Source organism: Streptomyces sp. NBC_01431, from assembly GCF_036231355.1.
Lineage (GTDB): Bacteria > Actinomycetota > Actinomycetes > Streptomycetales > Streptomycetaceae > Streptomyces.
Genome location: NZ_CP109496.1, coordinates 6,590,573 through 6,609,891, shown reverse-complemented (window position 1 = coordinate 6,609,891; position 19,319 = coordinate 6,590,573). Strand labels below are relative to the sequence as shown.

General features: G+C 72.2%; 16 protein-coding genes and 2 pseudogenes. 4 read left to right on the top strand and 14 right to left on the bottom strand.

Annotated elements, in window-relative coordinates; genetic code table 11:
• Nucleotides 1-181: 181 nt before the first annotated feature.
• A pseudogene (locus tag OG522_RS30165) lies at nucleotides 182-1,484 on the top strand (serine/threonine-protein kinase).
• Here the strand turns inward: OG522_RS30165 and OG522_RS30160 are convergent.
• From OG522_RS30160 to OG522_RS41280, 9 genes and pseudogenes are all read right to left on the bottom strand, one after another.
• Nucleotides 1,451-2,269, bottom strand: a complete 819-nt coding sequence (locus OG522_RS30160; RefSeq protein ID WP_329466180.1) for a TrmH family RNA methyltransferase — start codon at nucleotides 2,267-2,269, stop codon at nucleotides 1,451-1,453. The pseudogene OG522_RS30165 and the gene OG522_RS30160 sit on opposite strands and share 34 nt — an antisense overlap.
• Nucleotides 2,270-2,455: 186 nt before the next feature.
• Complete coding sequence (gene cobA, locus OG522_RS30155; protein WP_329466179.1) at nucleotides 2,456-3,676, bottom strand: uroporphyrinogen-III C-methyltransferase; 1,221 nt, start codon at nucleotides 3,674-3,676, stop codon at nucleotides 2,456-2,458.
• 167 nt (nucleotides 3,677-3,843) lie between these two features.
• Nucleotides 3,844-7,230, bottom strand: a complete 3,387-nt coding sequence (gene cobT / locus OG522_RS30150) for a nicotinate-nucleotide--dimethylbenzimidazole phosphoribosyltransferase (protein ID WP_329466178.1) — start codon at nucleotides 7,228-7,230, stop codon at nucleotides 3,844-3,846.
• A 334-nt stretch (nucleotides 7,231-7,564) separates the two neighbouring features.
• Nucleotides 7,565-8,776, bottom strand: a complete 1,212-nt coding sequence (gene cbiE, locus OG522_RS30145) for a precorrin-6y C5,15-methyltransferase (decarboxylating) subunit CbiE (protein ID WP_329466177.1) — start codon at nucleotides 8,774-8,776, stop codon at nucleotides 7,565-7,567.
• A 156-nt stretch (nucleotides 8,777-8,932) separates the two neighbouring features.
• Nucleotides 8,933-9,589, bottom strand: coding sequence for a GNAT family N-acetyltransferase (locus OG522_RS30140; protein ID WP_382813392.1), 657 nt, complete (start codon nucleotides 9,587-9,589; stop codon nucleotides 8,933-8,935).
• A 190-nt stretch (nucleotides 9,590-9,779) separates the two neighbouring features.
• Nucleotides 9,780-10,643, bottom strand: coding sequence for a MetQ/NlpA family ABC transporter substrate-binding protein (locus OG522_RS30135; RefSeq protein ID WP_329466174.1), 864 nt, complete (start codon nucleotides 10,641-10,643; stop codon nucleotides 9,780-9,782).
• 67 nt (nucleotides 10,644-10,710) lie between these two features.
• A complete protein-coding gene (locus OG522_RS30130; protein ID WP_329466173.1) occupies nucleotides 10,711-11,379 on the bottom strand; it encodes a methionine ABC transporter permease in 669 nt (222 codons plus the stop codon).
• On the bottom strand, nucleotides 11,376-12,428 hold the full coding sequence (locus tag OG522_RS30125; protein WP_329466172.1) for a methionine ABC transporter ATP-binding protein: 1,053 nt from the start codon (nucleotides 12,426-12,428) through the stop codon (nucleotides 11,376-11,378). Before OG522_RS30125 ends, OG522_RS30130 begins: the two co-directional genes overlap by 4 nt.
• A 406-nt stretch (nucleotides 12,429-12,834) precedes the next feature.
• Nucleotides 12,835-12,963 (bottom strand): annotated as a pseudogene (locus tag OG522_RS41280) (HAD family hydrolase); the annotation flags it as partial.
• Nucleotides 12,964-13,115: 152 nt separating this feature from the next.
• Here OG522_RS41280 and OG522_RS30115 point away from each other — a divergent pair.
• Both OG522_RS30115 and OG522_RS30110 read left to right on the top strand, forming a co-directional pair.
• Nucleotides 13,116-13,475, top strand: a complete 360-nt coding sequence (locus tag OG522_RS30115) for a hypothetical protein (RefSeq protein ID WP_329466170.1) — start codon at nucleotides 13,116-13,118, stop codon at nucleotides 13,473-13,475.
• Between the two features lie 2 nt (nucleotides 13,476-13,477).
• A complete protein-coding gene (locus OG522_RS30110) occupies nucleotides 13,478-13,894 on the top strand; it encodes a hypothetical protein (protein WP_382813397.1) in 417 nt (138 codons plus the stop codon).
• A 90-nt stretch (nucleotides 13,895-13,984) separates the two neighbouring features.
• Here the strand turns inward: OG522_RS30110 and OG522_RS30105 are convergent, their stop codons facing one another.
• The 3 genes from OG522_RS30105 to OG522_RS30095 all read right to left on the bottom strand — a co-directional run bounded on the left by OG522_RS30105 (nucleotide 13,985) and on the right by OG522_RS30095 (nucleotide 16,266).
• Complete coding sequence (locus OG522_RS30105) at nucleotides 13,985-14,488, bottom strand: GNAT family N-acetyltransferase (RefSeq protein WP_329466169.1); 504 nt, start codon at nucleotides 14,486-14,488, stop codon at nucleotides 13,985-13,987.
• 36 nt (nucleotides 14,489-14,524) lie between these two features.
• Nucleotides 14,525-15,019, bottom strand: coding sequence for a sigma-70 family RNA polymerase sigma factor (locus tag OG522_RS30100; RefSeq protein WP_329467797.1), 495 nt, complete (start codon nucleotides 15,017-15,019; stop codon nucleotides 14,525-14,527).
• Nucleotides 15,020-15,105: 86 nt separating this feature from the next.
• Nucleotides 15,106-16,266: a glycerophosphodiester phosphodiesterase gene (locus OG522_RS30095; RefSeq protein ID WP_329466168.1), complete on the bottom strand. Its 1,161-nt coding sequence runs from the start codon at nucleotides 16,264-16,266 to the stop codon at nucleotides 15,106-15,108.
• A gap of 315 nt (nucleotides 16,267-16,581) precedes the next feature.
• Here OG522_RS30095 and OG522_RS30090 point away from each other — a divergent pair, with 315 nt between their 5' ends.
• On the top strand, nucleotides 16,582-17,202 hold the full coding sequence (locus OG522_RS30090; RefSeq protein WP_388439019.1) for a lysophospholipid acyltransferase family protein: 621 nt from the start codon (nucleotides 16,582-16,584) through the stop codon (nucleotides 17,200-17,202).
• Nucleotides 17,203-17,225: 23 nt separating this feature from the next.
• On the opposite strand, the gene OG522_RS30085 is transcribed toward OG522_RS30090, so the two are convergent.
• Both OG522_RS30085 and OG522_RS30080 read right to left on the bottom strand, forming a co-directional pair.
• Nucleotides 17,226-18,719 carry an MFS transporter gene (locus OG522_RS30085; protein ID WP_329467796.1) on the bottom strand — a complete coding sequence of 498 codons (1,494 nt, stop codon included), beginning with the start codon at nucleotides 18,717-18,719 and terminating at the stop codon, nucleotides 17,226-17,228.
• A gap of 38 nt (nucleotides 18,720-18,757) precedes the next feature.
• The gene (locus OG522_RS30080) at nucleotides 18,758-19,309 is read right to left on the bottom strand and encodes a TetR/AcrR family transcriptional regulator (RefSeq protein ID WP_329466167.1); all 552 of its coding nucleotides are present in this window, start codon (nucleotides 19,307-19,309) and stop codon (nucleotides 18,758-18,760) included.
• Nucleotides 19,310-19,319: the final 10 nt, after the last annotated feature.

Sequence of the window (19,319 nt, the reverse complement as noted above, 5' to 3'; positions counted from 1 at the left end):
CGACGGACCGTTGAGATCTCGCACGGGTCAGCAGCCATGGATCCGCGGCCTGCTGACCACTCCTCAAGTTTCCCACCCGGCACTGACAATCGTGCGGCCCGAGAGGGCGCGGCCTATGAGCACACCGGGCGGCGGGTACGTAAGCTGTGCCACGTCAACAGGACTGGCAGCGGGGATGAAAATGGCGATGATGCGGCTCCGGCGCGAGGACCCGCGTGTCGTCGGCTCTTTCAGGCTTCACCGGCGTCTCGGCGCGGGCGGCATGGGGGTCGTGTACCTCGGTTCCGACCGGCGCGGGCAGCGGGTGGCGCTGAAGGTGATCCGGCCCGACCTCGCCGAGGACCAGGAGTTCAGGTCCCGGTTCGCCCGCGAGGTCTCCGCGGCGCGACGGATCCGGGGCGGTTGCACGGCCCGGCTGGTCGCCGCCGATCTGGAGGCGGAGCGGCCCTGGTTCGCCACGCAGTACGTCCCCGGGCCCTCGCTGCACGACAAGGTGGCCGAGGAGGGCCCGCTGACGGCCGCCGAGGCCGCCGCGATCGGGGCCGCGCTGTCCGAGGGCCTGGTTGCCGTCCACGAGGCCGGGGTCGTCCACCGCGACCTCAAGCCGTCCAACATCCTGCTGTCCCCGAAGGGGCCCAGGATCATCGACTTCGGAATCGCCTGGGCGACCGGTGCCTCGACGCTGACCCACGTCGGCACCGCCGTGGGCTCCCCCGGCTTCCTCGCGCCCGAGCAGGTGCGCGGCGCCGCGGTCACGCCCGCCACCGACGTCTTCTCGCTGGGAGCGACGCTGGCGTACGCCGCCATGGGCGACTCGCCCTTCGGGCACGGCAGTTCCGAGGTGATGCTCTACCGCGTGGTGCACGAGGAGGCGCAGCTGCGCGGCGTGCCCGACGCGCTGGCCCCGCTGGTGCGGGCCTGTCTGGCGAAGGACCCGGAGGAGCGCCCCAGCACGCTCCAGCTGTCGATGCGGCTCAAGGAGATCGCCGCCCGGGAGGCCCAGGGCTCGTTGCACGGCCCTTCGGCCGCCCTGGACGCACGTCCTCCGGTCCAGCGCGAGCGCGTCGAGCTTGACCGGCCCACCGGACGCCTCGACGAGCGCACGCAGCCGTACACGCAGGGCGGCCGGAGCACGGGAGCCTCGGCGTCCCGGTCCGGGCCCCGCACGGGCGGCTCGGCGCCGCACACCGGTGGCTCGCGTCCTGGCGGGCCGCGCGGCAGCGCCTCTCGTCCCGGGGGGCGTCCGGGTACCCGGCCCGGGGCGCGCACCTCGGGCGGTGGGCTGCGGCCCGCCAACCCTCGGCTGCTGCGGCAGCGGCTCACGGTCTTCGTCCTGGTGACGTTGATCGTGCTGCTGGGGATCGCCGCGGTCAAGCAGTTCTGAACGCTCCGCCAGGGCGTTGTCCGGGGGCCGCGGACCGGCTCGGGCCGGTCGCGCGGCTTGCCGTCCTCAGTCTGTCGGGCGGCCCGTCGCCACCGCGTAGAAGGCGACCGCCGCGGCCGCTCCCACGTTCAGGGAGTCGACCCCGTGCGCCATCGGGATGCGTACCCACTCGTCGGCCGCGACCAGGGCCTGCCGCGACAGGCCGTCGCCCTCGGCGCCCAGCATCAGGGCCACCTTGGCGAGCTTGTGGGCCGCGGCGTCGTCGATGCTGGAGGCCTTCTCGTCGGGGGTCAGCGCGAGCAGCCGGTAGCCCGCCGCGCGGACCGTCTCAAGTCCCTTGGGCCAGGACTCCAGGCGGGCGTACGGGACCGAGAAGACCGCGCCCATCGACACCTTCACCGACCGCCGGTACAGCGGGTCGGCGCAGTCCGGGGAGAGCAGGACCGCGTCCATGCCGAGGGCGGCCGCGCTGCGGAAGATGGCGCCGATGTTGGTGTGGTCGTTGACCGCCTCCATGACCACGACCCGACGGGCCGTGGTGAGGAGTTCCTCGGCCGCCCGAAGCGGCTTGCGCTGCATGGAGGCGAGCGCGCCGCGGTGCACGTGGTAGCCGGTGACGCGTTCGGCGAGGTCCGGGCTGACCGCGTACACCGGCGCCGGAAGCTCGTCGATGACGTCCCGCATGACGTCGACCCACTTGGCCGAGAGCAGCATCGAGCGCATCTCGTAGCCGGCGTCCTTGGCCCGTCTGATGACCTTCTCGCCCTCGGCGATGAAGAGGCCCTCGGCGGGTTCGCGGCGCCGCCGCAGCTCCACGTCGGTCAGGCCCGTGTAGTCGCGCAGACGGGGGTCGTCGGGGTCCTCGATGGTGATGAGATCAGCCACAGGGTGATACTGCCTTGTCCTGGGTGTGGTGCCAACGGCTGGGACGGAGATCCGTTACCGGTGGTTACGGGTGCGCACGCCGGGGGCACGTGGATTCGCGGTGGTTACGGGTGCGCACGCCGGCGGCACGTGGATTCGCGGTGGTTACGGGTGCGCACGCCGGCGGGGCACATGGGTTCGCGGTGGTTACGGGCGGGCGTTCACGGTGACGACGTCGCCGATGACGATGACGGCCGGGGGCTTCACTTCCTCGGCCCTGGCGACCTCGCCGACGGTCTCCAGCGTCGCGTCCACGCGGCGCTGGGACGCCGTGGTGCCTTCCTGGACGAGCGCGACCGGGGTCCGCGGGTTCTTGCCGTGCGTGATGAGCGCCTGCGCGATCGGACCGATCTTGTCGACGGCCATCAACAGCACGAGGGTGCCGCGCAGTTGGGCCAGCGACTTCCAGTCGACGAGCGAGCGCGGGTCGTCCGGGGCCACATGCCCGCTGACCACCGTGAACTCATGGGCCACGCCCCGGTGCGTGACCGGAATGCCGGCCGCGCTCGGCACCGAGATGGAGCTGGAGATGCCGGGCACCACGGTGCAGGCGACGCCGGCTTCGGCGAGCGCCTGGAGCTCCTCCATGCCGCGGCCGAAGACGTACGGGTCGCCGCCCTTGAGCCGGACGACCGCCTTGCCGGCCTTGGCGTGCTCGATCAGCGCGTTGTTGATGGCCTCCTGCGCCATGAAGCGGCCGTAGGGGATCTTCGCGGCGTCGATCACCTCGACGTGCGGCGGGAGTTCGTCGAGCAGGTCGCGGGGGCCGAGCCGGTCGGCGATGACCACGTCGGCCTCGGCGAGCAGCCTGCGGCCGCGCACGGTGATCAGGTCCGGGTCGCCGGGGCCGCCGCCGACCAGTGCGACGCCCGGGGTGCGGGTGCGCTGCTGCGGGGCGACCAGAGTGCCGTCGCGCAGGCCCTCGACGACCGCGTCGCGGATCGCGGCGGAGCGGCGCGGGTCGGGGGTGTCGGTGGTGAGGACGGCGACCGTGACGCCCTCGGAGCGGCCGGTGGCCGGGGTCCAGGCGGTGGCGGCGCTCGCGTCGTCGGAGCGTACGCACCAGACGCGGGAGCGCTCGGCCTCGGCGGAGATCCGCTCGTTGGCCTCGGCGTCGGCGGTGGCGACCAGGGCGTACCAGGCGTCGGCCAGGTCGCCGTCCTGGAAGCGGCGGCGCTCCCAGCCGATCTCGCCCGCGTCGGCCATCGCCTCGACGGAAGGGGTGGCGCTCGGGGAGATCAGCGTGACGTCGGCCCCGGCGGCGATGAGGGCCGGGAGGCGGCGCTGGGCCACCTGGCCGCCGCCGACGACGATGACTCGGCGACCGGTGAGGCGGAGGCCTACGGGGTACGCGGGGTATTCGGCCATGGCAGCGGTGCTCCTCGGGCGGCGCTTGCGTGGATGGGCCGCTGCGGCGGTGAAGCGGCTGGTGGGAGGGGTAAGCGGTCCCGCCGACAGCCTAAGGGGCGGGCGGGTGCGGTGGCACGGGCAGGGGCCGGGGTCAGCGACCCCGGCCCCCACCGCACGCGTACGGGCTACTTCTCGGTGACACCGGCCGAGTCGAACGTGGCGACCTCGTGCATCGCGCGGGCCGCGCTCTGCACCACCGGGAGGGCGAGCAGGGCGCCGGTGCCCTCGCCGAGGCGGAGGTCAAGGTCGACCAGGGGGCGCAGACCCAGCTTGTTGAGGGCGGCCACGTGACCGGGCTCGGCGCTGCGGTGGCCCGCGATGCAGGCGGAGAGCACCTCGGGGGCAATCGCGCGGGCGACCAGGGCGGCCGCTCCCGTGCTGACGCCGTCGAGGATCACCGGCGTACGCAGCGACGCGCCGCCCAGCAGGAAGCCGACCAGGGCCGCGTGTTCCAGGCCGCCGATCGCCGCGAGGACACCGATCGGGTCGGCCGGGTCCGGCTGGTGCAGTTCGAGGGCGCGGCGTACGACGTCGACCTTGCGGGCGTGGGTTTCGTCGTTGATGCCGGTGCCGCGGCCGGTGACCTCGGCCGCGTCGACGCCCGTGTACAGGGAGATGAGGGCCGCCGACACCGTGGTGTTGGCGATGCCCATCTCGCCGGTCAGGAGCGCCTTGTTGCCGGCTGCCACCAGGTCCCGGGCGGTCTCGATGCCGACCTCGATCGCGGCGACCGCTTCCTCGCGGGTCATCGCGGGGCCGGCCGTCATGTCGGCGGTGCCAGGTCGCACCTTGCGGGGCAACAGGCCGGGCGTGGCCGGGAGTTCGGAGGCGACGCCCACGTCGATGACGCAGACCTCGGCGCCCACCTGGTTGGCGAAGGCGTTGCAGACCGCGCCGCCGCCGAGGAAGTTGGCGACCATCTGGCCGGTGACTTCCTGGGGCCAGGGGGTGACGCCCTGCGCGTGCACGCCGTGGTCGCCGGCGAAGATCGCGACGGCGGCCGGCTCCGGGATCGGCGGCGGGCACTTGCGCGACAGACCCGACAACTGCGCGGAGATGATCTCCAGCATGCCGAGCGCGCCCGCGGGCTTGGTCATCCGCTTCTGGCGCTCCCACGCCTCGCCGAGCGCCTTGGCGTCCAGCGGGCGGATGCCCGCGACGGTCTCCTCAAGGAGGTCGTGCGGGTCCTCGCCGGGCAGCGCGCGGCGGCCGTACGTCTCCTCGTGGACGACCCATGCCAGGGGGCGGCGCTTGGACCAGCCCGCCTGCATCAGCTCGGGCTCGTCCGGGAACTCGTCGACGTAGCCGACACAGAGGTAGGCGACGACTTCGAGGTGCTCGGGCAGGCCGAGCGAGCGGACCATCTCGCGCTCGTCGAAGAAGGAGACCCAGCCGACGCCGAGGCCCTCGGCGCGGGCGGCGAGCCACAGGTTCTCCACGGCGAGCGCCGAGGAGTACGGGGCCATCTGCGGCTGGGTGTAACGGCCCAGGGTGTGCCGGCCGCCGCGGGTCGGGTCCGCGGTGACCACGATGTTGACCGGGGTTTCGAGGATCGCCTCGATCTTCAGTTCCTTGAACTGCTTGGCCCGGCCCTTGGGCAGCGACTTGGCGTACGCCTCGCGCTGGCGCTGGGCAAGTTCGTGCATGGTGCGGCGGGTCTCGGCGGACCGGATGACCACGAAGTCCCAGGGCTGCGAGTGGCCGACGGAGGGCGCCGTGTGGGCCGCCTCCAGGACGCGGAGCAGCACCTCGTGCGGGATCGGGTCGCTGCGGAAGCCGTTGCGGATGTCGCGGCGCTCGCGCATGACGCGCAGCACGGCCTCGCGCTCGGCGTCGTCGTAGCCGGGCGCGGCGGCCTGCTCGGGGGCGTCGATGATCTCGGCGGTCCCGTCGGCGGCATCGGCGTCCGCGGGCGCGGTCCCGGCCAGGGGTTCGGCGACCGGCTCCGGCTCGGCGGCGGGCTGCGGCGCGGCGCTCCCTTCGAGCGTCTCCTGCACCGCGGCGGGGGCTTCGGGGGCCGCCTGCACGACCGGCTCCGCGACCGCGGCCGGCTGCTCCTGCCGCGGTACGAGCACGGACTCGGCGGCCTGAGTCGGCTCGGCGGCGGCTGCCGGGGCCTCGATCACCGGCTGGGGCGGCTCGGGCGCGGTCTGGGCCATCGGCTGCGGCGCCTGCTCCTGGCTCACGGCTTCCGGACCTGCTGCTTCCGGACTCTCGGCTGCCGGGCTCGCGGCGGCTGCGGGCACGGCCACCGCGATCGGCGCGGGGTTCTGGGCGACCGCGACCGCCACCGGCTCCGGCTCGGCGGCCGGGGCTTCGGCGGGCGCGGCCTCGGCGGCCACGGGCTGCGGGGGTACGGGTTCGGCGACGGGCTGCGCCACGAGCGGCTCGGCCGGCGCGGGAACGGGCTCGGCGGGCACCGCCTCGGCGACGGCCGGTTCGGCGGCCACGGGCTCGGCGGCCGGCACCGCGGCCGGGGCCTCGGGGGCGGCCGGTCCGACCGCGACGGGCCCCGCCGGGGCAGGGACGACGGGCTCGGCGGCGACCGGCTCCGGCTGGGCCGGGACCGCGACCGGCTCGGGCGCCTGCTGCTGGGCTTGCGGCTGCTGGACCTCCGGCTGCTCGGCTGTGTGCTGCGGACCCGGCGACTGGGGCGCGGCAGCGGCCTGGACCGGCGCGGGCGAAAGGTGGGGGCCGCTCGGAAGGGAGCCCTCGACCGGGACGAACTGGCCCACCGGCTGCGGCTGTCCGGACTGCGGCGCCGCCTGCTGGGCGACGAGCTGGTCCACGAGCAGGGCGGGCTGCGCGACGGGCCGGCTCGCGGCCTGTGCCGCCTCTTCGGCGGGCTGCGGCTGAACGGCCGGAACCTGTGCCCGGACCGCGAAGTCCTCCGGGACGACCGTTTCTGCAGGGGGCACTGTGGTGTTGAGTGACTCGTGGGGCGCGGAACGCTGCTGAGGCGTCCATGCCATACCGGGCTGCGGCGGGAAGTCCATCAGCTGCGGCGCGGGCTCCTCGCGCGGGACGTCGAGGTACTCGGGCCCGGCGTTCGCCGGCCCGGGGGTGCGCACCGGCGCCGGGTTCACGGGCGCGCCGGCGGCGGGGCCCCGGTCGGCGAGGGAACGTACGACACCGGACGAGGCGTCCGGCACCTGCGGGCCGAGGTGGAGCGGGCGGCGGGCGGGCGGCGGGGTCGCCGAGGCGGGTGCCTGCGCCGCGACCCGCACGCCACCGAGGTCGACGGAGCCCGTGTCACGGCCGCCGGTCTCGTGCGCGCCGGGTTCGGCGGGGGCGGCCTGAAGGGGCGGCACCTGGGCGGGCGCGGACTGCGGGTCGATCCAGGCGCCCTGGGCGCCCGGCATCAGGAGCAGATCGTCGTCTTCCGCGGTGTTCGCCGAGCTGTCTGCGGGATCGAGGAAGGTGTAGGCACCGGGAGCGGGGACGCCCGGCTGTTCCACCATGCCTGCGTTCTCCGGCAGTCCCTCGCCCGGGACCTGGCCGGTGTCAGTCATGCGTACCCCTTGCCCATCTGTAGTGCTCCTTCGGCCTGCGCCCGGGACCGCACAGCCGGCCGGCACCCGTCGCTCAGAACGTGTGCGCCGCGCGGTGCGAACGGCCCGCAGGCGTCAACGACACCATGCATTGTCGCGGGCCTTCGCCGCCGTCGCGGTCAGTCTCGGCCACGGACCGTGTGGGCTGCGCCACGTTGCGCGTCCCCCGGATGTGCCGTACCGCGCAACGGGGGCCAAAGCGGTTCCCCGTTCCGGACATTGACCGGCGGAGCGCCGAACGGCCGGGTGCGGTACAACGATCGGCCAGCCTACCCCCCGTGACGCGCCGAAGGGGTCACGGGGATCTTTCCTTCCTCCGTCCGGAGAGCAGGAAGACGACCGAGCGTTCGCGCTCCGACCAGGCACTCGTGTCGAGGTCGACCGATTGGAGGAGCGCGCACTCCACTTCGTATCCGCCGGCGGCCAGCGCGGCGCCCACGGCCTCCGCCTCGTCCCGGGTGGCCGCATGCGTCACGATGCGCTCCGGCCTGCGATCGGCGCACGCCTCCACGACGGCCGCGCCCCCGCCCCCGACGCGTACGACGTCGGGTTCGGGCAGCGACTCCAGGACATGCGGGGCCCTGCCGCGGACGACCTGGACCTGAACTCCGAAGCGGCGGGCGGTCGATTCGGTGCGCGCGCAGGCGTCCGCGCTGTCGTCGACGGCGATCACGGCGGCGCCGAACCGGGCGGCCTCGGCGGCCAGGGCGCCGCTGCCGCAGCCGATGTCCCACACGAGGTCGCCGACGCGCGGGCCGAGCCTGGCCAGTTGGGCCGCGCGCAGCTCGGTGGCCTCGCCGGAGCCGAGGTCGCCGCCGTACTCACGGGCGGGCAGCGCCCAGCCGCGCAGCGCGGACGGGTACCCGGGGGCGGGTCCGGCGAGCCAGCCGTCGCCCTCGGTCGCCGGGCCGCCGAGGACGATGACGACATTGGGGTCGCGCCAGGCGTGGTCGGCGGCGTTCTCCGAGGTGAGCACGGTGACCTGCTCGCGGTCGCTGCCGAGCTCCTCGCAGATGACGAAGGTGCGGTGGACGCCGTCGAGGAGGAGCGCGAGTTCCGCGGGTCCGGCGCCGGGCGAGGTGAGGACGGCGACCTTGGCGTGGGCGCGGCAGACGTTGACGGCGCGGCGCAGGGTGCGCCGGTGGGCGACGACGATCTGGGCGTCGTCCCAGGGCATCCCGGCTCGCGCGAAGGCGGCGGCGACCGAGGAGACGGCGGGCACGACCTCGACCTCCAGGCCGTGCTCGGGAGCCCTGAGGGTGCGTACGACGCCGAAGAAGCCGGGGTCGCCGTCGGCGAGGACGACGGCGCTTCCGCGGTGTCCGGCGATGCGGCGGGCGGCCAGACTCACGCTGCCGAGCCGGATGCGCTCGGCGCCCGCGGGCACTTCGGGGAGCTCGAGGTGGTGTGCGGCGCCGGCCACCAGAGTGGCGGCGGAGAGCGCGGAGGTGGCCGCCGAGGTGAGGGGCGAGCCGTCCCAGCCGATCACCGTGACGCGGTCGGCCATCGTGGTCAGTCTCCAGGTGCTGTCGCAGGTCGGGGCGCCCCGGCGAATGCGCGGGTACAGATCGAGGGTAGCCGCGGATGTGTGTTCCGGTCGGCGGGCGCGGGCCGGAGCCGGTCGGTGGAGCACCGTATCCGGTCGCCCCGGGGGCGTATCCGGTCAGCTCCAGTCGGTGAAGGAGCCGTATCCGGCGTCCGCGAACTGGTCGGCGACGCCGTCGAGGTCCTCCGGGAGCAGGCTCCACACGATGAGGTCGGTGCGGAAGTCCGTCCAGCCGCCGTCCTCCGTCTGGGTCCGGGCTATCCACGCGTTGCGCAGGACGCCCTCGCTGATGCAGCCGATCTTCTGCGCGACCTGCTGGGAGGCGGTGTTGTCGGCGGCGGTGCGCAGCTCCAGGCGCTCGAACCGCTGGTCCCTGAACAGCCATTGGGCCATGGCGAGCACGGCTTCGGTCGCGTAGCCCTCACCGCGCGCCCAGGGCCCCACGACATAGCCGACCTCGGTGGCCCGGGTGCGCCAGTTGGTCTTCTGGAGGTGGACGATGCCGACGAGCCGCTGAGTGAGGAACTCGGTGACCGCCAGAACGATTCCTCGCCCGGCGGTGCGCTCGCCGGGAGCGATGTGGCGGACCCAGTCCTCGGCGTCGCGCACGGTGTAGGGGTGGGGCACCGAGGTCCAGGCGACGGTCTGCTCGTCGTTCATCATCTCGATGAGCGCGGGGATGTCACCGTCGTCGAAGGGGCGCAGCACCAGCCGGTCCGTGTTGATGGAGATGTCCGGGAACACTGGAAAGGGGGTAGTCATGTGCCGCTCCATGCCGTGGACCGCCGTGGGGCCGTGGTGACCGCGAACGCCAGGGGACTTCGGGGCCGTCGACCATTAAGGACCGTAAAGGGACAGCATGCAGCATCGGGCCCGCGGTGCGCATGGCCGGGTGGGCGTTGCGCCGAAGGCCCCGGACACCTGACGGGGTGTCCGGGGCCTTCGTACTGCCGTGCCCGCAGGGCTACTTGGCGGGACCGAACGCGGGGACGACCGAGCCCGCGTACTTGTCGGTGATGAACTTCTTGACCTCGTCGGAGTTCAGGAGCTTGGCCAGCTTCTGGACGCGGGGGTCGTTCTCGTTGCCCTGCTTGACGGCGAGGAAGTTGGCGTACGGGTTGCCGTCCGCCTTCTCCAGGGCGAGGGCGTCCTTGGCCGGCTTCAGGTTGGCCTCGATGGCGTAGTTGCCGTTGATGACCGCGGCGTCCACGTCGTTGAGGGCGCGGGGCAGCGTTGCCGCCTCCAACTCCTTGAATTTCAGGCCCTTGCTGTCCTTGATGTCGGAGAGCTTGGCACCGGCGCCCGCGCCGTCCTTCAGCGTGATCAGGCCGTTGGCGGCGAGCAGTTGGAGCGCGCGGCCCTCGTTGGTGGTGTCGTTGGGGACGGCGACGGTCTGGCCGGACGTGATGTCCTTCAGCGACTTGACCTTGTGGGAGTAGAGGCCGAGCGGCTCCAGCTCCACGTCGACGACCGGCACGATGTGGGTGCCGTTCTTCTTGTTGAAGTCGTCCAGGTAGGGCTTGTGCTGGAAGAAGTTGGCGTCGACCTGGCCCTGCTCGGTGGCGGTGTTCGGCAGGACGTAGTCCGTGAACTCCTTCACCTCCAGCTTGAGTCCGGCCTTGGCCGCCAGGTTGTCCTTGACGAACTTGAGGATGTCGGCGTGCGGGGTCGGCGACGCGGCGACGACCAGCGCCTTGGACGCGTCGGCCTTGGCGCCGTCGGCCTTGGCGGCGGGCTTCGGGTCGGAGGCGGAGCCGCAGGCGGTGAGGCCGACGGCGAGCGCGGCGGTGGCGAGGGCGGCAGCGGTGATCTTGGTGTTCTTACGCACGAAAAGTGCCTCTTTCTGGTGGTGCGGTAATCGCCCGGACAAGGAGTGCGGGCTCTGGGAAGAAAGGTCAGGAGGTCCGGCCGCGGCGGGCGAGCAGGCGCACGACGCCGTCGCCGAGCAGCTGGATCACGGTGACGATGGCGATCAGGACGGCCACCGTGATGAGCATGAAGTTGGTCTCGAAGCGCTGGTAGCCGTAGGTGATGGCGACCGAGCCGAGTCCGCCGCCGCCGACCGCGCCGGCCAGGGCGGAGTAGCTGACGAGGGTGATCACGGTGGTGGTGATCGCGGAGACGAGGGAGGGCAGCGCCTGCGGAAGCAGCACCTTCCACACGATGGTGGGGATGCCGCCTCCCATCGACTGGACGGCCTCCACCAGGCCGTGGTCGACCTCGCGGACCGCGGTCTCCACGAGCCGCGCGAAGAACGGGATGGCGCCGATGGAGAGCGGCACGATCATGGCGCTGGGGCCGATGAAGGTGCCGACGGCCCAGGTGGTGAAGGGGATCAGGGCGATCAGCAGGATGATGAAGGGCAGCGAGCGGCCGATGTTCACGATCACGCCGATGACCTTGTTCACCGGGCGGTTCTGGAGCAGACCGCCCTTGTCGGTGAGTACGAGCAGCACACCGAGCGGCAGCCCGAGCCCGATGGTGACGACGGTCGCCCACAACACCATGTAGAAGCTGTCGTACGTTCCCTGGGACAGCAGCGGCTGCATCTCCGACCAGCTCACTTGGCACCTTCCTTGACCAGGTCGAGCGCCTGGCCCTCGTCCACGCCGTCGTCCACCACGTCCACCTGGAGCCCCTGCTCGCGCAGGAAGCCGACCGGCACGACGTTGTCCTCGTAACCGCCGGGCAGTTCGATCCGCATCCGGCCGATCTGCCTGCCGGCGACGGTGTCCATGGCGGCGCCCAGGATCGAGATGTCGATGTTGTACGTGCGCGAGAGCTGGGAGATGACCGGCTGGGTGGCGGCTTCGCCGTGGAAGGTGACGTCGATGACGGTGCGCTCGGGGCCGGAGGCGGCGCCGCTCACCGGGAACAGTTCGGCGGCGAGTTCCGAACCGGGGGTGGCGAGGAGTTCGCTGACGGTTCCGGACTCCACGACCCTGCCCTTCTTCATCAGGGCGGCCGAGTCGCAGATCGTCTTCACCACGTCCATCTCGTGCGTGATGAGCAGGACGGTCAGGCCCAGCTGCCGGTTGAGGTCGCGCAGGAGCTGGAGGATCGAGCGGGTGGTCTCCGGGTCGAGGGCGCTGGTCGCCTCGTCGGAGAGCAGCACCTTGGGGTCGCCGGCCAGGGCGCGGGCGATGCCGACGCGCTGTTTCTGACCGCCGGAGAGCTGGGCGGGGTAGGCCCTCGCCTTGTCGGCGAGGCCCACCAGGTCGAGCAGTTCGAGCGCCTTGCGGGAGCGCTCCTTGCCGGAGACGCCGAGGATCTCCAGGGGCAGCTCGATGTTGTCCTGCACGGTGCGCGCGGACAGCAGGTTGAAGTGCTGGAAGACCATGCCGATGCGGGAGCGGGCCCGGCGAAGGTCCTTGCCGGCCCGGCGGCCGCGTCCGGCGAGCGCGGTGAGGTCGACGCCGTCGACGGTCACCGTGCCGGAGGTGGGGCGTTCAAGGAGGTTGACGCAGCGGATGAGAGAGGACTTGCCGGCGCCGCTCTGGCCGATGACGCCGTACACCTCGCCTTCGCGGACGTGCAGGTCGACGCCGTCGAGCGCGGTGATATCTCGTCCGCGAGACTGGTAGACCTTGGTCAGGCCCGTTGTGGTGATCACAGGATTTCCGTCACTGTCGAGTGCGCGGCGCGGGGTATGCCGGGCACGGGGCAAACGTGTTCGGGGCGCGGCTCGGCCTCATCGGTGGCTACCGGGGGCACGGGTGCGCGGGGGCGGGCCGGATCCGCATGTTCGATACGGGACCGGGCGCGGCCTGGGGTGGCCTCCTTGGTCCTTCGGACCTCGGGGGCGTCTCGCTTCGGGGCGCGAGGCTCAGGCGGGGGCCCTCAGAAGGCGCACATTCGACACATACAACGAGCACCGGGCGTCATCATCGCCTCGGTCGCAAGGGTGCGGCTGCTCGTCGTGGTCATGCGGCAAGTAAAGCAGAACCGGTCAGGAACGGATCAAGGATGTCCGAATACCGGACATTCGTGGACTGCCACCCGGACCGATCCGGACGGGCTCACTCCGCCGTGGTGATCTCCACTCCACCACTCGTGGCCTGCGCGGACACCGCCGAGAGGTCGCCCACCACCACGTCCGCGACGAGCTCGTCGGCCCGGTGCGTTGTGGTCAAGGCCACGGTCGTCATGCGGCAGCGGGTGACGGACTCCATGGAGGAGACGAGGGTTGCGTCGTTGTCGAACAGCAGGGCATCGGCGTGGATCTTCACGCTTCCCGACCCTACGGGCGGGGGTGGGGGTGAGCGCATCGGGCCTTTCGGCCCGTAATACCCTCGTCCCCATGCTCGACGCCCTGACGGTCGCGGTCGCCGCCGCCGCGCTCGCCCTCGCAGCCTGGTGCGGTTTCGCCGCATACCGGGACCAGCCCACCAAGGACTGGCACTTCATCGGCATGGCCGTGGTCGCCGTCCTGGCGCTGGCGCAGCTGGTGGTCGGTCTGGTGCAGCTCGGTCGCGGCGAGAAGCCCGCGCAGGGCACCGCGATCTTCATCGCGTATCTGGCCGGAGCCTTCGCGGCCGTCCCGGCGGCGGGGTTCCTCTCGCTGTCCGAGCGGACCAAGTGGGGGTCGGTGACGGTGTCGGCGGGCGCCGTGGTGCTGGCCGTGCTCGAAGTGCGTCTCTACGACATCTGGGGAGGCTGACCGTGACCGAGTCCGCCACTGACACCACGCCCGCCCCGAAGCTCGGCTCCGGGCCCGGCCGGGTACTCGTCTGGTTCTACGGGGTGTTCACCGTCGCCGCCGCGTCCCGCTCGATCGTCCAGATGATCATGGACTTCGGCAAGGCGCCGCTGGCGTACGTGCTGTCCGCGATCGCGGCCTGCGTCTACGGCTTCATCACGTACTCGCTCGTGCGCGGCGGCGAGAAGGCCCGCCGGGCAGCGCTGGTGTGCTGCGCGGCGGAGCTCCTCTTCGTGCTGATCGTCGGCACCTGGACGCTGGCGGACGCCTCCGCCTTCCCGGACGCCACGGTGTGGTCGGACTACGGCATGGGCTACGTGTTCATCCCGGTGATCCTGCCGGTGCTGGGCATGCTGTGGCTGAGGCGGGCCAAGCGCTGAGGCGCTGCCGCGCCACAAGGGGCGCGCGGGAAACCGCGCGATCAGCCGCGGTCGGCCCGCAGCCGGGTGTCCGCACGCCCCGCGGAGCGCCTACGCGCTCGCGACGAACTCCTGCGGTGCCGCTTCCTTTTCGAGGGTGATCAGGGAAAGGCGCGCGCTCACCGACTCCGTGCCGATGGTCGCGTAACCGTGCTTGCGGTACAGCCGCAGGTTCGACTCGCTGCGGTGGCCCGTGAAGAGCTGGAAGCGTTTGGCGGCGAGCCGCGCCGCGAAATGGGCCTCGATGGCGTTCAGGAGACGGCCGCCCAGGCCGTGCCGCTGCATCCGGGGGTGGACGATCAGCTTGTCGATCCGGCCGGTTCCGGACTCGTCGACCCGGCCTCGCACCGAGGCCACCACCTCGCCGCCGAGCCGGGCCACCAGGGCGTATCCCGTGGAGAGTTCGCTCCGCAGGCCGTCCAGGGTCTGCGTCAGGGGCTCGATCGAGTAGTCGCCGTACAGCTCGGCCTCGCTCTGGTAGCACAGGTACTGCAGCTTCAGTATCTGCTCGGCATCCTGTGCGCCGGCCGCAGAGATGGTCACGCTCATGCCCATGTGTGCATGCCTCTCGCTCAACTGGTCCCCGGTTGTCTACCGCTCCTTTCCCCCGCGTTCAGGAGCCGCAACCTCCGCCGCCAGCATTCTGCGCAGGCATCCCAGGCAACGGGAACGCATCGGCCCCAGACTGCCCTGTGAGATATCCAACTCCCCTGCGATTTCCCGGTAGGTGGGGTCCTTGGGCGAGAGCAGCGCGGTCAGCAGACGGGGGCAGTTGCCCGGAGTACGGCCGATCGCCGCGCGCAGGATGCGGCGCCGCTCGGCGGTGATGGCGGCGAGTTCGGGACCGGGGTCCGGGTCGGCGGCGGGGGCGCTGCCGTACGGCCGTTCCTGACGCCTAAGCCGGCGGGCGCGGCGTGCTTCGGCCCGTACGGCGGTGCGCACCCAGTGCGCCGGGTCGGACGGGTGCTGTTCCAACAGCCTTACCCAGACGGCCTGTTCGAGGTCGGCGGCATCGACTCCGGTACCGGGTGCCTCGGCCGCGGCCTCGGCGGCGAGCAGCGGGCTGAGCTCTGTGACGAGATCCATGCCGGGCGGGACGCGCCCGCCGCGGAAGGCGGTTTCCACGGCGGGCACTTGTCACTCGTACGTGGGGAAATTCCCGCGCGGCCCCGTCACTGCTTGCGGAAGTCGTTGGCGGCGAGGAGCGCAGTGTCCGCGTTGTCGGAGAACACCGCGTCGATGCCGGTCGCGAAGTACGTCTTGAACGCCCCGAACGCGTCCCCGTAGGCATTGGGGTCGGCGCCGCGCCGGAAGTCGGCGGGCAGGAAGGTGTTCTCGTTGCGCATCGTGTAGGGGTGCAGGATCAGACCCTGCCGGTGGGCGTCGCGCACCAGCGTGGTCGGCCGGGTCAGCTTCCCAGCCGCGTCCTTCGGGATGATCAGGTCGAGGGTGGGGCCGATGCCCTGGGCGTACGAGGCGATCCATCGCAGGCCCTCGGGCTTCACCAGGTCGTCCACGGTGCGCGGGTCGCCACTGACCACGAAGTCCCACGGCTTGGTGCCGGCGTTGGAGAGCAGCACCACGGACGGGGTGTCCACCAGCTCGGCCAGGCGCTGGATGCTGCTGGGTTCGAACGATTCGAGGAACTGCGGGGAATCGGCGCGGTGGCGCCCGTAGCGGCGCAGGAGCCCGGCGACCCGGTCCTCCAGGGGCAGCCCGATGCCCCGGAAGTAGGTGGGGTGCTTGGTCTCGGAGTGCAGCCAGATCCGGCGGCCCAGGCGCCGGCCCTGCTCCTGCGCCCAGCGCAGCACCTCCTCGAAGGTGGGGACGTCCCAGCGGCCGTCGTACAGCGTGTTGTGCTGGCGGTTGCCGGGGATGCGCTCCTTGGCCCGCAGCGTCTTGAGCTCGGCGAGGGTGAAGTCCTCGGTGAACCAGCCGGTGACGGCGGTCCCGTCGACGCTCTTGGTCGTCCTGCGCGCCGCGAACTCGGGGTGGTCGCCGACGTTCGTGGTGGCCGAGATGTCGTTCTCGTGGCGGCACACCAGATGCCCGTCCTTGGTGGGCACCAGGTCCTGCTCGATGACGTGGGCACCGAGGTCGAGGGCGTGCTGGTAGGAGCCGAGCGTGTGCTCGGGCCGGTACCCGGCGGTGCCGCGGTGTCCTATGACGTACGGAACAGGCAGGTCCCGGTAGCCGCCCCGGCCCGCGCCGCCGCGCTGCGCGGCCGAAGCCGGCGGGGCCGTGAGTCCGGCGGCCGCCGTACCGAGCACGGCCGCGCCCGCCGCCCCGAGCACCGCACGCCGCCCCGGGCTCATCCGCTCACCCTCAGTCATGAACACTCCTTCGCCGTACTGGACCCCACTGGTTCCTGCTGTCCCGCACCTGTCAAAGCGAGAGGACGAGCCTAGGCCGACCGGCCTTAAAAACGGGGTACTTCGCGGGTACATGGGAGCGAAGGGGCGGGGAACCCGGCGGAAACACATGTCAACAGTGCGTATCCACTCCGTGAACCCGATGTGCGATCAGCGCTGACCCGCGAGTATCGTCCTCACCTGCACAGACATCCCACCCCGACCCAGACGACCCCGGAGGGCCCGTTGTCCCGCTTCGCGCTCATCAAGGCAGTGCTCGGACCGATCATGCGCCTGATGTTCCGCCCACAGGTGGAAGGCGCCGAGAACATCCCGGGCACCGGTCCAGTCATCCTCGCCGGCAACCACGTGACGTTCATCGACTCGATCGTGCTGCCCATCGTGTGCGACCGGCAGGTCTCCTTCATCGGCAAGGACGAGTACGTCACCGGCAAGGGACTCAAGGGCCGTCTGATGGCGTGGTTCTTCACCGGGGTCGGCATGATCCCGGTCGACCGGGACGGCGCCAACGGCGGTGTGGCAGCCCTGATGACCGGCCGCCGGGTCCTGGAGGACGGCCGGATGTTCGGCATCTACCCCGAGGGCACCCGCTCCCCCGACGGCCGCCTGTACCGGGGCCGTACCGGCGTCGCGCGGCTCACCCTGATGACGGGCGCGCCCGTCGTGCCGTTCGCGATGATCGGCACCGACAAGCTCCAGCCGGGCGGTGCCGGCATGCCGCGCCCCGGCAAGGTGACGGTCCGGTTCGGCGAGCCGATGGAGTTCTCGCGTTACGAGGGCATGGACCGCGACCGGTATGTGCTGCGGGCCGTGACGGACTCGGTGATGGCCGAGGTCATGCGGCTGTCCGGGCAGGAGTACGTGGACATGTACGCCACGAAGGCGAAGGCGGCCTGACCGCCCGGCCCCTGCCCGGGGGGTCAGTGTTCGACCCCGTCGGCCAGTTTCTGGCCGCGCAGCAAGAACCACGCCACGAGCGCGGTGGCGAACAGCACCCCCCAGCCGACCCCCGCCGCCGTCTGGAAGCCGTCGGTGAACGTGTGCCTCGCCGCGGCCAAGAGGGCCTGCCCCTGTTCGGGCGGGAGCTTCGCGGCCGCCTCCACCGCCCCGCCCAGCGAGTCGTGCGCCGCGGCCGAGACGTCCGCGGGGACGCCCGGCGGCGCCTGGAAGCCCCGGTAGATGCCGGTCACCACCGAGCCGAGCAGGGCGATACCGAGGGCGGCGCCGAGTTCGTAGGCGGTCTCGGAGACCGCCGATGCCGCGCCGGCCTGCTCCTTGGGGACGCTGGAGAGGATGACGTCGGACGTCACCGTGAACGCGAGGCCCGCGCCGACGCCGCCGACGAACAGGGCGATGCCGAGGGACACGATCCTGGTGTCCGCGCCCAGCACCACGCAGGCGGCCAGCGCCACGCCGATGGCCGCCAGGCCCCCGGCTACCACGGCACTCACCGAGGTCCGGCGGGCGATCGTGCCGGCCGCGAGTCCGGCGCCCACCGCGCCGACGGCGGCGGGCAGTTCGATGAGCCCGGCCTCCAACGGCGAGCGTCCCTGGACCAGTTGGAGGAACTGGGAGAGGAAGAACACCAGGCCCGACAGGCCGAGGATCGCGAGTAGGTCGGCGAGGACGGCGCCGGAGAAGCCGCGGTGGTGGAAGAGCCGGATGTCCAGGAGCGGCGAGTCCAGGGTCCGCTGCCGCCGTACGAACCACACCAGTGCGGCGATGCCGAGCACGCCCGCCGCCACGCTGCCCCAGTGGAACCCGTTGACGGCGGCCTCCTTCACCCCGTAGATGACGGCGACCACGCCGACCAGGGAGAGCGCGACGCTGAGGAGGTCCCAGGGCCCGGGGTTCGGGTCGCGCGACTCGGGGAGCAGCTTGATGCCGACGAGGACCAGTACGGCCATGACGGGCAGGTTGATCAGGAAGACCGAGCCCCACCAGAAGTTCTCCAGCAGGAACCCGCCGACGACCGGCCCGACGGCCGCGCCCGCGGAGGCGGCGGCGCCCCAGACGCCGACGGCTAGGCTGCGTTCCTTCGGGTCGTGGAAGATGTTGCGGATCAGCGCGAGGGTGGACGGCATCAGGGTGGCGCCCGCGACGCCTAGCAGGGCCCGCGCGAGGATCATCATCTCCGGGCTGGAGGCGTACGCGTTGAGCACGGACACCGCGCCGAAGGCCGTGGCACCCAGGAGCAGCAGCTTCTTGCGTCCGATGCGGTCGCCGAGGCTGCCCATCGAGACCAGCAGACCGGCGATGACGAACGAGTAGACGTCGCCGATCCACAACAGCTGGGTGGCGGACGGCTGGAGGTCTTCGCTGAGGAACGGCGTGGCGAGGCCGAGCACGGTCGCGTCCACGGCGACGAGCAGCACAGCGAGCACGAGAACGGCGAGCGCGAGCCAGCGGCCCATCGGGCCGATCTCGTGGTGCGCCCGGGGCTGGGTTGCGGTCACTTCTCCACGCTCCGCCGTACGCCGCCGAGCAGCAACTCGGCGATCATGTACTGGAAGTCCTTGGCGGCGACCCGGCCGTCCTGCACGGACCAGGCGCCCGCGCCGATCAGCCCGTACAGGGCTTCGGTGAGCCAGGCGGGGGTGAGGTCGATGCGGAACTCGCCCTGTTCCTGGCCGCGCCGGAAGAGCGCGGAGACGCGGGCGTCGAGGCGGGCCCAGCCCTCGTTCATCTGCTCGCCCTCGAAGAGCTGGTTCTCGGTGACGAGGAAGGCGAGCAGACCCGCGACCGGCTCCACCTCGGCCACCAGGCGCCGCAGCGCCTCGCAGGCGTTGCCCTCGTCGAGCCGGGCCGCGTCCAGGGCCGACTCCAGCTCCCGGATGCCGAGCTCCTCCAGCGCCCTGACCAGGGCTTCGCGCCCGGCGAAGTGGCGGTGCAGGGTGGCCCGGCCGATTCCGGCCGCGCGGGCCACCTCGTCCATGGTGGCGGTGGCCTTGCGGGTGAGCAGGGCGGCTGCGGTGCGGAGCACCTGGTCTCGGTCCACGGTCATGAGACAACCA

Coding starts and splice junctions, on each gene's coding strand:
- OG522_RS30090 (WP_388439019.1), top strand. CDS start 16,582: ATGTTCCGCCCACAGGTGGAAGGCGCCGAGAACATCCCGGGCACCGGT.
- OG522_RS30115 (WP_329466170.1), top strand. CDS start 13,116: ATGCTCGACGCCCTGACGGTCGCGGTCGCCGCCGCCGCGCTCGCCCTC.
- OG522_RS30095 (WP_329466168.1), bottom strand. CDS start 16,266: ATGACTGAGGGTGAGCGGATGAGCCCGGGGCGGCGTGCGGTGCTCGGG.
- cobA (WP_329466179.1), bottom strand. CDS start 3,676: ATGGCCGAATACCCCGCGTACCCCGTAGGCCTCCGCCTCACCGGTCGC.
- OG522_RS30100 (WP_329467797.1), bottom strand. CDS start 15,019: ATGGATCTCGTCACAGAGCTCAGCCCGCTGCTCGCCGCCGAGGCCGCG.
- OG522_RS30080 (WP_329466167.1), bottom strand. CDS start 19,309: ATGACCGTGGACCGAGACCAGGTGCTCCGCACCGCAGCCGCCCTGCTC.
- cbiE (WP_329466177.1), bottom strand. CDS start 8,776: ATGGCCGACCGCGTCACGGTGATCGGCTGGGACGGCTCGCCCCTCACC.
- OG522_RS30140 (WP_382813392.1), bottom strand. CDS start 9,589: ATGGAGCGGCACATGACTACCCCCTTTCCAGTGTTCCCGGACATCTCC.
- OG522_RS30105 (WP_329466169.1), bottom strand. CDS start 14,488: ATGGGCATGAGCGTGACCATCTCTGCGGCCGGCGCACAGGATGCCGAG.
- OG522_RS30085 (WP_329467796.1), bottom strand. CDS start 18,719: ATGGGCCGCTGGCTCGCGCTCGCCGTTCTCGTGCTCGCTGTGCTGCTC.
- cobT (WP_329466178.1), bottom strand. CDS start 7,230: ATGACTGACACCGGCCAGGTCCCGGGCGAGGGACTGCCGGAGAACGCA.